The sequence below is a fragment of the Streptomyces sp. NPDC093225 genome (assembly GCF_044753805.1).
In the GTDB taxonomy this organism is placed as follows: Bacteria; Actinomycetota; Actinomycetes; order Streptomycetales; family Streptomycetaceae; genus Streptomyces.
Genome location: NZ_JBIVNX010000098.1, coordinates 1 through 11,516 on the forward strand (window position 1 = coordinate 1; position 11,516 = coordinate 11,516).

General features: G+C 74.7%; 7 protein-coding genes. 4 read left to right on the forward strand and 3 right to left on the reverse strand.

Translation table 11 applies throughout. From position 1 onward, the window contains the following. Positions 1 to 473 precede the first annotated feature (473 nt). Positions 474 to 923 carry a PTS glucose transporter subunit IIA gene (locus ACIQCH_RS37975; RefSeq protein ID WP_402588861.1) on the forward strand — a complete coding sequence of 150 codons (450 nt, stop codon included), beginning with the start codon at positions 474 to 476 and terminating at the stop codon, positions 921 to 923. 74 nt (positions 924 to 997) lie between these two features. Continuing rightward, complete coding sequence (ptsP, locus tag ACIQCH_RS37980; protein ID WP_402588863.1) at positions 998 to 2,668, forward strand: phosphoenolpyruvate--protein phosphotransferase; 1,671 nt, start codon at positions 998 to 1,000, stop codon at positions 2,666 to 2,668. Positions 2,669 to 2,789: 121 nt separating this feature from the next. Here the strand turns inward: ptsP and ACIQCH_RS37985 are convergent, their stop codons facing one another. Further along, positions 2,790 to 3,788, reverse strand: coding sequence for a hypothetical protein (locus tag ACIQCH_RS37985; protein ID WP_402588865.1), 999 nt, complete (start codon positions 3,786 to 3,788; stop codon positions 2,790 to 2,792). Between the two features lie 24 nt (positions 3,789 to 3,812). After that, a complete protein-coding gene (locus ACIQCH_RS37990) occupies positions 3,813 to 5,117 on the reverse strand; it encodes an MFS transporter (protein ID WP_402588867.1) in 1,305 nt (434 codons plus the stop codon). Between the two features lie 44 nt (positions 5,118 to 5,161). Between ACIQCH_RS37990 and ACIQCH_RS37995 the strand changes: the two genes are divergently transcribed. Further along, entirely contained in the window at positions 5,162 to 6,481 is a 1,320-nt protein-coding gene (locus ACIQCH_RS37995; protein WP_402588869.1) for a GntR family transcriptional regulator, read from the forward strand. A 93-nt stretch (positions 6,482 to 6,574) separates the two neighbouring features. On the opposite strand, the gene ACIQCH_RS38000 is transcribed toward ACIQCH_RS37995, so the two are convergent. Further along, positions 6,575 to 8,560, reverse strand: coding sequence for an acetoacetate--CoA ligase (locus tag ACIQCH_RS38000; protein WP_402588871.1), 1,986 nt, complete (start codon positions 8,558 to 8,560; stop codon positions 6,575 to 6,577). Between the two features lie 228 nt (positions 8,561 to 8,788). Between ACIQCH_RS38000 and ACIQCH_RS38005 the strand changes: the two genes are divergently transcribed. Continuing rightward, the gene (locus ACIQCH_RS38005) at positions 8,789 to 11,326 is read left to right on the forward strand and encodes a glycoside hydrolase family 31 protein (protein WP_402588873.1); all 2,538 of its coding nucleotides are present in this window, start codon (positions 8,789 to 8,791) and stop codon (positions 11,324 to 11,326) included. The last annotated feature ends 190 nt before the right edge of the window (positions 11,327 to 11,516 follow it).

Sequence of the window (11,516 nt, forward strand, 5' to 3'; positions counted from 1 at the left end):
CGACTCTATCAGATCTTTTCTCGATCCGATTTCCTCGGCGCTTTCCGGTTCCGGCCCGTTTCCCTCTCGGGGGGCTTTTCCCTTTCGGCGTTTCCCACTTTACCAGTACTTTTCCTTCTCTCCGACCAACCGGCCCGACATGCGAGGTGCATGCCGAACGAGCCGACGGATCGAGATCGGATCAGCGAAGTGAAGTGGGTGCCCACCCACCGTCGTTCACGTGAAGTTCACGTGGTGCGGCCGGGCAGGACTTAAGACAGTACAGCTCCCGTGCAGCGGATCGCAAATCGATGTGGGACAGTGGTCTAGTCCACCGGTCTAGTCCACTAGTCTCACGGACGAAGGGCCAACCCGGTGGGTATCAACACCGGGCGAACCCGGACTTCTCATGACATAACCTTCTGCACAGTGCGTCGTTCCGTGCACACGTAGTGAGCGGCGACCGTCGCAGCCCCACCCCTGGGAGGCAATCCATGACCACCGTGACGTCCCCTCTTGCCGGGCGTGCCATCGGACTGGCCGCCGTGCCCGACCCGGTGTTCTCCGGCGCGATGGTGGGTCCGGGTACCGCCATCGACCCCGTGCGCGAGCCCTCCGAGGCCGTGTCTCCGGTCGACGGCGTCGTCGTCTCTCTCCACCCGCACGCGTACGTGGTCGTCGACGCCGAGGGTCACGGCGTCCTCACCCACCTGGGCATCGACACCGTCCAGCTGAACGGCGAGGGCTTCGAGCTCCTGGTCGCCAAGGGCGACACCGTCACCCGCGGCCAGGCCGTCGTGCGCTGGAACCCGGCGGCCGTCGAGGAGGCCGGCAAGTCCCCGATCTGCCCGATCGTCGCGCTGGAGGCAACCGCCGACTCGCTCGGCGACGTGGTCGAGGTCGGCGACGTCAAGAGCGGTGACGTCCTCTTCAGCTGGGCCTGACGCCCTCCCCCGCTCAGGCGGTTCGTTCATTCATCGCGGCGCGCACTACCGCCGCACTATCGGAGACGGGTGAGATGGAGACAACGCTGCGAGGCGTCGGCGTCAGCCACGGTGTGGCGATCGGCCAGGTCCGGCACATGGGTACGGCCGTACTCGAGCCGCCGGCCAAGCAGATCCCCGCGGAGGATGCGGAGCGCGAGCAGGGGCGCGCCCGCAAGGCCGTGGAGGCCGTGGCGGCCGACCTGATCGCGCGCGGTCAGCTGGCCGGCGGCGAGGCCCAGCACGTGCTGGAGGCCCAGGCCATGATCGCGCAGGACCCGGAGCTCATGGCGGACGTGGACCGGCGGATCGCCGTCGGCAGCACCGCCGAGCGCGGTGTGTACGACGCGTTCGCCTCCTACCGCGAGCTGCTCGCCGGGGCCGGCGAGTACATGGCCGGCCGGGTCGCCGACCTGGACGACGTGCGCAACCGGATCGTGGCGCGGCTGCTGGGCGTCCCGATGCCCGGCGTGCCGGACAGCGACGAGCCGTACGTGCTGATCGCGCGGGACCTGGCGCCGGCGGACACCGCGCTGCTGGACCCGGCTCTGGTGCTCGGCTTCGTGACCGAGGAGGGCGGGCCGACCAGCCACAGCGCGATCCTCGCACGGGCGCTGGGCGTGCCGGCCGTGGTGGCGCTGCCGGGGGCCGGGGAACTGGCCGAGGGCACGGTCATCGCGGTGGACGGCAGCACGGGCGACATCTTCGTCGAGCCGAGCCCGGAGAAGCGGGCGGAGCTGGAGTCGGCCGCGGCCGAACGCAAGGCGGCGCTGGCGGCCTCGTCGGGTCCGGGCGCCACGTCCGACGGGCACAAGGTGCCGCTGCTGGCCAACGTGGGCGGTCCGGCCGACGTGCCGGCGGCCGTGGAGGCGGGTGCGGAGGGCGTGGGCCTGTTCCGCACCGAGTTCCTGTTCCTGGACGACAGCAGGAAGGCGCCGTCCGAGGAGAAGCAGGTCGAGGCGTACCGCAAGGTGCTGGAGGCCTTCCCCGAGGGGCGGGTGGTCGTGCGCGTGCTGGACGCGGGCGCGGACAAGCCGCTCGACTTCCTGACGCCCGCTGACGAGCCGAACCCGGCGCTGGGCGTGCGCGGTCTGCGGTCGCTGCTGGACCACCCGGACGTGCTGCGCACGCAGCTGGGCGCGCTGGCGAAGGCCGCCGAGGGCCTGCCGGTGTACCTGGAGGTCATGGCGCCGATGGTGGCCGACCGTACCGATGCGCGGGCCTTCGCCGACGCGTGCCGGGAGGCCGGTCTGCGGGCGAAGTTCGGCGCGATGGTGGAGATCCCGTCGGCCGCGCTGCGGGCGCGCTCGATCCTTCAGGAGGTCGAGTTCCTGTCGCTGGGCACCAACGACCTGGCGCAGTACGCGTTCGCGGCCGATCGCCAGGTGGGTGCGGTGTCCCGGCTGCAGGACCCGTGGCAGCCGGCGCTGCTCGACCTGATCGCGATGTCCGCCGAGGCGGCCAAGGCCGAGGGCAAGAGCTGTGGCGTCTGCGGCGAGGCCGCGTCGGATCCGCTGCTGGCGTGCGTGCTGACGGGTCTGGGCGTGACCAGCCTGTCGATGGGTGCGGCGGCCATTCCCTACGTGCGCGCGACGCTGGCGAAGTACACGCTGGCGCAGTGCGAGCGGGCGGCGGCCGCGGCGCGGGCAGCGGACACCGCCGAGGAGGCGCGGGTGGCCGCGCAGGCGGTGCTGTCCGGAGAGTGACCGGATGAGCCGTCCGCGCGGGCGTGCGTGACGTGTGGGCCGAGGGGCTCCCTGCCGGTGGGCGGGGAGCCCCTCGGTCGTGTGGTCCGCGGGGCGGGGCGGTCGCCCGGTCCCGCCCCGGTCAGCCGGTGGGCCGGTCGCCCGGTCCTCCGCCCGGCGGTCCGCCGGGGCCTCCGGGTCGGTCGCCCCCGGGGCCGGTGCGGCCTCCCGGGTCGGCCGGGTGGTGCGGGTCGGTGTCGTCGACGGGGTAGCCGGGGCAGTAGTCGACGCCGGGTTCGGGTGGGACGGGTTCGCCGGTCTCGGCGTCGGTGCAGTACGCGTTGAACACCTCGGCGGCGGAGAGGGGGCGCAGTCGGCCCCGGTCGAGGCGCCAGGCGTGCACGCGGTCCGGCCGGTCCGGTGCGGTGGTCCTGAGGACGAGTCCGCCGGGGCCACGGGTGGCGAGTCCGGCGGCGAGGACGGTCACGAAGTCGAGGCCGGCGCGGCTGTCGAACGGCGGTCCGGTCTCGGGCGGGCCCTCGGCGGGGTCCCGGCCGTCGGCGTGCAGGACGGTGGTGAGCTGCTCCTCGTCGGCCGGGACGCTGCAGACGAGGTGGTGGTGGCCGGGGCCGGCGGCGGCCAGGAGGTCCCGCAGGATGCGGGTCGCGCGGTCGAAGGTGGCCGGTCCGATCTCCTCACCGCAGTCGGCGCAGGGGCCGAGTCCGGCCAGGAGCAGGGTGGCGTACTCCCAGGTGGCCTGGCGGACGGTCTCGTCGATGACGAGGGGGACGAGGTCGGTGATGGGCTGGCCCTCGTACGCCAGGCCGGCGCCGGTGCCGGCGAGTTCGGCGGTGAAGCGGGTGCGGCCGTCCGGGGAGTCGGGGTCGAGTCCGGTCTGGGCGCAGTAGTCGGCGTAGTCCTCGCTGTCGAAGAGGACGACGGTGGTGTGGATGCCCTGTGCGGAGAGTGATCTGAGGAGCCCGTCGACCTGGTGCAGGTACGTGAGGTGGTCCTCGAAGGGGAAGCTCGGGTAGCGGGTCATGGCCGCGAAGTCCTCGGGGTCGGCGAGCAGGCCGACGGTGCTCGGGGCTTCGCGGCGCAGGGTGCGTCGCAGGCTTCCGCTGTGCTTGGTGTACGCCATGGTTCCCCCCAACGGCGATGCCGGTCAGTGCTCACTCACCGTAACCGGCGGCACTGACAGCGGCGGCGGGGTGGGGGCGAGTCCCGTGCGGACGAGCCGGTCCTGGCCGGCGCAGGTGAGGGCGAGGACGGCCCCGAGGGCGGCCCAGGCGAGGGGCCCGGCCGCGACGGCGGCGGTGGCGACGAGGGGGCCGATGCTGCGTTGGCCGGCGGCGGCGAGGCCGTGGACGCCGAGGTAGGCGCCCTGTGCCTGCTCGGGGGCGAGGGCGAGGGAGAGCTCCCACGAGGCGGTCGCGTGGACCATCTCGGCGAAGGTGAGTGCGGTGGCGCCGACGACGAGGGCGACTCCGGCGGTCCAGGGGCCGCCGAGGGCGGAGGCGGCCATGGCGAGGCAGCCGACGGCGAAGGCGAGGGCGAGGGGGCGCAGCAGGCGGCGGGCGTCGTCGGAGGTGGTGCCGAAGCGGGCGAGCGGGACCTGGCAGAGGACGACGAGCACGTTGTTGAGGACCATCAGCAGCGGGGCGAGGCCGTGCGGGGCGTCGGTGGCGTGGACGATCCAGAGCGGGATGCCGACCTTGAAGATGGCGTCGTCGAGGAAGAGGACGGTCTCGGTGAGCGTGTAGAGCAGGTACGTGCGGTCGCGCCAGGGGCTCGTGGGGCGGGTGGCGGGCGGGGCGGTGGCCTGGTCGGCGGGGTGGTCGGAGCCCGCGACGACCTTGGTGGGGGCGGTGGGCTCGGTGCAGCGCAGGGTGATCAGGGCCATGGCGACGTAGGAGAGGGCGTCGCCGAGGAGGAGGGCGCGGTAGGCGGTGACGGTGCCGATGGCGAGGGCGCCGGCGGCGGCGAGGCCGCCGATGCCGAAGCCGATGTTCATGACGGTGCGGTTGAGGGCCTGGAAGCGGACCCGGTCGGGGCCGGCGATGCGGGCGGCGTAGAGCTTGGTGGTGACGTTGGCGCCGCGGTCGGCGAGGCTGCCCGCGGCGGAGTAGGCGAGCAGGAGCCAGAAGTCCTGGGTGGTGAGGAGGGCGAGGGCGCCGAGGGCGCGCACGACGTTCAGCCAGACCAGCAGACGGGTGATCGGGACCCGGTCGGCGATGCGGCCGGCGATCGGGGCGCCGGCGATGCCGATTCCGCAGGAGACGGCGATGAGCAGGCCGACCTCGGCCAGGCCGAGGCCGGCGACGGTGGAGAAGTAGAGGACGCAGACGCCGGACCACAGGCCGGTTCCGGTCTTGTCCACGAGGGACAGGGTGAGGACGCGGCGGCCGTCGGGGCCGCCGGGTGTGCGGGCGAGGGCGGCGAAGGCGCGGTGGATCGGGGTCTGGCTCACGGTTCCCCCTTGACGTGAGTTTGTATCGATACATAATTGAGTACGTGGCAACACAATATTCTTTCGCCGGGACCAACGCCAGGGAGATCGCCGCGTCCGTGGAGCGGTCCGTCGCCGACGGCCGCCTCGGTCCGGGTGCCGCCCTGCCTCCCGTACGCCGCCTCGCCGAGGACCTCGGGGTCAGCCCGGGCACCGTGGCGACCGCCTACAAGGAGCTGCGCCAGCGCGGCATCGTGGTCACGCGCGGGCGGGGCGGCACGGTGGTGGCACACGCGCCGGCCGTGGGCTCGCGGCGGCCGCCGCGGGTCCCCGGGGGCGTGGTGGACCTGGCCGGCGGTCACCCGGATCCGGCGCTGCTGCCGGTGCTCTCTCCCCCGTCGGAGGTGTCGCCGGTGCAGGGTTCGCACCGCGGGAGCCCCCGGCTGCCGGCGCTGGAGGAGCTGTCCCGCGCCTGGTTCGCCCGCGACGGGGTGCCGGACGGGTCGGTGACCTTCTCGCACGGCACGCTCGACTGCATTTCGAGGCTGCTGTCGACCGAACTCAGGCCGGGCGACAGCGTGGCCGTCGAGGATCCGGGCTTCCACCACCTGCTCGACCTGGTGCCGGCGCTGGGACTGCGGATGCTGCCGGTGGTGGTGGACGACGAGGGGATGCGGCCGCAGGAGCTCGGGCGGGCCCTGCGCGCCGGGGCGCGTGCCGTGCTGTGCAGCCCGCGGGGGCAGAGCCCGCGCGGCGGCCGCTTCACGGCCGGGCGGCGGGCGGAACTCCTGGCCGTGCTGGAGGAGTTCCCGGACGTCCTGGTGGTCGAGGACGACCACAACTCCGACATCTCCGGGGTGCCCCTGCACTCCCTGACCACGGGCGGGCTGCCGCGCTGGGCGCACGTGCGGACCGCGTCGAAGCAGCTCAGCGTGGACCTGCGCTGGGCCGCCATGGCCTGCGATCCGACGACGCTGGCGCGGCACGACGGGCGGCTGCTGCTCACCTCCGGCTGGGTGAGCCACATCCTCCAGGAGACCGCGGCGCGGCTGTTGGCCGATCCGTCGGCCCGGGTGCTGATCGCGGGGGCGGAACGGGTGTACGCGGAGCGGCGTACGGCACTGGTCGCGGCGCTGGCACGGCACGGGGTCGCCGCGCACGCGGAGAGCGGGCTGAACGTGTGGGTGCCGGTGCGGGACGAGTCGGCGGTGGTGAACGGGCTGCGCACGCACGGCTGGTGGGTGGCGGCCGGTCAGCGCTTCCGGATCGGGAGCCCGCCGGCGGTACGGATCACCAGCGCGGCCCTGCCGGAGGCGGACGCGGTACGGCTGGCCGCGGACTTCGCCCGGGTGCTGGGCGAGTCCGAGGCCACGTACGGGGGGTGAAGGCGCTCGGCGCCGGGGCGCCCGGGCCGACCGCCGGGCCGAGCCGGACCCCCGGCGCCCGGGCCCGACCCGGCGGTCGGGCCCGGGCGGGGGTCAGGCCTGCTTGCGGGTGCGGGCGAGGTCCTCGTAGAAGCGCAGCAGGTCGAGGTCGTCCACCGAGCCGGGATTGACGGCCTTGGCCAGCTCGGTGCCCTGCAGGAGCCGCTTGACCGGGACCTCGATGCGCTTGCCGGTGAGGGTGTGGGGCACGCCCGGGACCTCGATGATCTCGTCGGGCACGTGGCGCGGCGAGAGCTCCTCGCGGATGGTGCGCTTGATCCGGTCGCGCAGCGCGTCGTCCAGGGTCGCACCGGGCGCGAGGTGGACGAACAGCGGCATCCAGTAGCCGCCGTTCGGCTCCTCCAGGCCGATGACCAGGGACTCCTTGATCTCGGGGAGGCGCTCGACGGCCTCGTAGATGTCGGCGGAGCCCATCCGGACGCCCTGCCGGTTCAGGGTGGAGTCCGAGCGGCCGTGGATGACCACGGACCCGCGGTCGGTGATCGTGATCCAGTCGCCGTGCCGCCAGGCGCCCGGGAACATCTCGAAGTAGCTGTCGCGGTAGCGGCTGCCGTCGGGGTCGTTCCAGAAGTACACCGGCATGGACGGCATGGGGTTGGTGACCACCAGCTCGCCGACCTCGCCGGTGAGCGGCTTGCCCGAGGGGTCCCAGGACTGCAGGTCGGTGCCCAGGCAGGCGGCCTGCAGCTCGCCGATGTGCACGGGCAGGGTGGGGACGGCGCCGGCGAAGCAGCTGCACACGTCGGTGCCGCCGCTGACCGAGGCGATCCACAGGTCGTCGGCCACCTCGTCGCGCAGCCAGCGGAAGCCGTCGGGGGGCAGCGGGGAGCCGGTGGTGGCCACGCACTTGACCGCCGAGAGGTCGAAGTCCCGGGACGGGTGCACCTCGGCCTTGCGGCACGCCATCACGTACGCGGCGGAGGTGCCGTACAGGGTGGCCCCGGTGCGCTCGGCGATGCGCCACTGGGCGCCGGTGTCGGGGTAGCCGGGACTGCCGTCGTAGAGGACCACGGTGGTGCCGGTGAGCAGACCGGAGACGAGGAAGTTCCACATCATCCAGCCGGTGGAGGTGTACCAGAAGAAGCGGTCCTCGGGGCCCAGGTCGCAGTGCAGGCCGAGCTGCTTGAGGTGCTCGAGGAGGATGCCGCCCTGGGACTGCACGATGGCCTTGGGCAGGCCGGTGGTGCCGGAGGAGTACAGGACCCACAGCGGGTGCTCGAAGGGCACCTGATCGAAGACGGGCTCGTCGGTGCCGGCGGTCAGCTCCGCCCAGTCGAGGGCGCCCTCGGGCGCCGCCGTGCCGAGCAGCGGGATGTGGACCACGGCGCGCAGGGTGGGCAGCTCGGCGCGCAGCTCCGCGACGGTGTCGCGGCGGTCGTGCTCCTTGCCGCCGTAGCGGTAGCCGTCCACGGTGAACAGGACGACCGGCTCGACCTGCTGGAAGCGGTCGAGGACGCTGCGGGCGCCGAAGTCGGGGGCGCAGGACGTCCACACGCCGCCCACGGCCGCGGTGGCGAGCAGGGCGGTGACGGCCTGGGGGATGTTGGGCAGGTAGCCGCTGACGCGGTCGCCGGGGCGGACGCCGAGTTCGCGCAGCCGGGCCGCCAGCGCACCGACCTGGCGGCGCAGCTCGGCCCAGGTCACCGGCTCGATCTCGTGGGTCTCGTCGACGTACAGCAGGGCGGCGTCGGCGGCCCGGGCCGGGTCCTCGGCGGCGCGCAGGGCGTGCTCGGCGTAGTTGAGGGTGGCGCCGGGGAACCACTGGGCGCCGGGCATGGCGCGCTCGCCCAGCACGTGCTCGTACGGGGTGCCGAAGCGGACGTCGAACCAGTCGGCGACGGCCCGCCAGAAGGTGTCGAGCTCGTCCACCGACCAGCGGTGCAGTGCGGCGTAGCCGCCCTCGGCGGGCGCCCCGTACCGCTCGGCGGCCCAGCTCTGGAAGGCCGTGACCCGGGCGGCGGCGATCCGCCCGGGGCTCGGCTGCCACAGGGGTGCGGGCTGCGGAGTGGCTTCGGTCATGGGTCTTGGCTCCCGGGTCGGTGTGCGTGCTCGTCCGGCGCGTGCGCGCTTCGTGTGCGTACGGTGCCACCGTGCGCGGGGTGTGCGCGCGGCGGCTCACAGGGACCATGCCATGTGATCGACATACGCACCAGAGCGGCCGCCCACAGGTCGGGCGCGTCCCGGATGTGGGTGAACGCCAGTTGAACGGAGCCCCCACGACGGCGGCCCGATGGCAGGGTGATCAGCATGAACGGGCGTGAACTGGTACGAGCGGTCAAAGACGTGGGATCGGCGCGCGGGCTGCGCGCCTGGCGCGCGGCGCTGCGCCACGACCGCGCCGACGCGGCGCAGCTGCCGGCGCGGGGGCGGGAGCGGGCGCGGGTTCCCGGGGCGCTGACGGGGGCGGAGCCGCGGCCCGGTGGCGGGGTGCTGCGGTTCGCCCGTTCGGAGTTGCGGGTGCTGGTCGCGGTCGGCGGGGCGGTGTTCTGGGGCTGGGACGGGGCCGGGCCGGCGCCGTCGTACGCGCTGGCGGGCGGGGAGCCGGAGCCGGACCCGCGGGCGGTGCTGGAGCCGGACACCGACGGCGGCTGGCGGGTGGTCTCGGAGCGGGCGACGGTGGTCGTGTCCCGGACGGGCGCCGTGGAGGTGCGCACGCCCGGTGGGGCGGTGCTGCGGCGGGACCTGCCGCCGCGGTGGTGGGAGCCGGTGGGGCCGGGCGTGAACGGGAGCCCGGGGGCGGCGGACGGACGACCGGGGGTTGTCGACGGACGACCGGGAGCGGTGGACGGGGAGCCGGGAGCCCTGGACGGGGGCTCCGGGGCGGTGGACGGGCGCCCGGTGGAGGCACCCGGCGCACGGGGAGCCCTCGGGGGCGCACAGGAGGGCGCACGGTGGTTGCAGCGGTCGGAAGTGGCCGCGGACGCCCGGTTCTTCGGGCTGGGCGGCCGGGCCGCCGGGCCCCGGCTGCGCGACGGCCGGTACCGGCTGTGGAACACCGACCCGAAGGGCGGCTTCGGCCCGGGCGACGACCCGCTCTACATCACGATGCCGGTGCAGCTGGTCGTCGCCGACGTCGGCACGCACCTGGTGTTCCACGACAACACCTGGGACGGGCGGGTGTCCCTGCGCGAGGGCGAGGAGGGCGCCGGCTCCGGCCAGGACCGGCCCGGCACGTCCGAGCTGCGCATGGACGGCGGGCCGCTGCGGACCTGGGTGCTGGTGGGCACGCCCGCCCGGGTGCTCCAGGGCTGGGCGGCCCTGACGGGCGCCCCCGCGGTACCGCCGTCGTGGGCGCTGGGCCACCAGCACGCGCGCTGGGGTTTCGGCAGCGCCGCGGAGGTGCGCCGGGTCGTCGCCGGCTACCGGGACCGGGGCCTGCCGCTGTCCGCCGTGCACCTGGACATCGACCACTACGACCGGCACCGGGTGTTCACGGTGGACCAGGAGGCCTTCCCGGACCTGGCGGGCCTGGCCACGGAGCTGCGCGGGCAGGGGGTGCGGCTGGTGTCGATCGTGGACCCGGCGGTCCGGGCGGCCGAGGACGAGCCGCTGTACCGGGAGGGGCGCGCGGCGGGGGCGTTCGTACGGGACGCGCGCGGGCGCGAGGTGCGCGGCGAGGTGTGGCCGGGCGAGTGCGTGTACCCGGACTTCACCGATCCGACGGCCCGGGAGTGGTGGAGCGGGCTGTACGCCGAGCGGCTCGCGCAGGGCTTCTCCGGGGTGTGGCACGACATGAACGAGCCGGTCTCCTTCCGGCCGTACGGGGACATGACCCTGCCGCGGTCCGCCCGGCACGCGCTGGAGGGCGCCGGCGGCGACCACCGGCAGGCGCACAACGTGTACGCCCTGGGCATGGCCCGGGCCGGGTACGAGGGGCTGGTGCGGCTGCGCCCGCACGAGCGGCCGTTCCTCTTCTCGCGCTCGGGGTGGGCCGGGATGCAGCGGTACGGCGGCACGTGGTCGGGGGACGTGGAGAGCAGCTGGCCGGGACTGCGGGCCTCGCTGGCCCTGGTGCTGGGGCTCGGGCTGTGCGGGGTCCCGTACTCGGGGCCGGACGTCGGGGGCTTCGGCGGTTCGCCGTCGCCCGAGCTGTTCCTGCGGTGGTTCCAACTGGGGGCGTACCTCCCGCTGTTCCGGACGCACGCGGCGATCTGGGCGGGGCGGCGCGAGCCGTGGGAGTTCGGGCCGGAGGTGCTGGAGCACGCGCGGGCGGCGCTGGCCGAACGCGAGCGGCTCCGGCCGTACTTCGTGACGCTGGCGCAGCTGGCCCGGCGGACCGGGGCGCCGTACGTGCGGCCGCTGTGGTGGAACGCGCCGGAGGACCGGGCGCTGCGCGACTGCGAGGACGCCTTCCTGCTGGGCGACGCGCTGCTGGTGGCGCCGGTCCTGGAACCGGGGGCGGACCGGCGGGCGGTGCGGCTGCCGCGCGGGCGCTGGTACGACACGGCGACGGGCACGGCGTACGAGGGACCGGGCCAGGTGCTGCTGGACGCCCCGCCGGGACGGATCCCGGTGCTGGCGCGGGCCGGGGCGGTGCTCCCGGTGGCCGGGGCGGAGGGGCTGGAACTGGAGGCGTGGGCGCCGGCGCTCGGACGGACCGGGGGCGGGCTGCTGGTGCGGGACGCCGGGGACGGGTTCGAGGTGCCGGAGGTGGAGCGGTTCACGGCCCGGTGGCGGGCGGGGCAGGTGGTGGTGACGCGCGACGACGCCCCTGGGGTCGGTGGTACGAGCGGCTCCGGGGAGGGGGCGGAACCGCGGCTCCCGGTGCGGGTGCGCGGGGTGTGAGGGTTCGGGGTGCGGCGGGCCGGTGGGGGCGGTTCCGTGGTGGGCTTGTGGGGGACGCCCCCGTGCTGGGACGTCGAGGGGGCTGCGGAGGGCGCCCCGTGGTGTGTGGGTCCCCTCGCCTCTTGAGGCGTCATGGCCTGCAGGCCCTGCGGCAGGCCCACCCCTGGGGCAAGGGGGCTCCGCCCCTGGC

Bases quoted from the DNA above. Each gene is read 5' to 3' on its own strand.
- ACIQCH_RS37975 (WP_402588861.1), top strand. From the start codon at position 474: ATGACCACCGTGACGTCCCCTCTTGCCGGGCGTGCCATCGGACTGGCC.
- ptsP (WP_402588863.1), top strand. From the start codon at position 998: ATGGAGACAACGCTGCGAGGCGTCGGCGTCAGCCACGGTGTGGCGATC.
- ACIQCH_RS37985 (WP_402588865.1), bottom strand. From the start codon at position 3,788: ATGGCGTACACCAAGCACAGCGGAAGCCTGCGACGCACCCTGCGCCGC.
- ACIQCH_RS38000 (WP_402588871.1), bottom strand. From the start codon at position 8,560: ATGACCGAAGCCACTCCGCAGCCCGCACCCCTGTGGCAGCCGAGCCCC.
- ACIQCH_RS38005 (WP_402588873.1), top strand. From the start codon at position 8,789: ATGAACGGGCGTGAACTGGTACGAGCGGTCAAAGACGTGGGATCGGCG.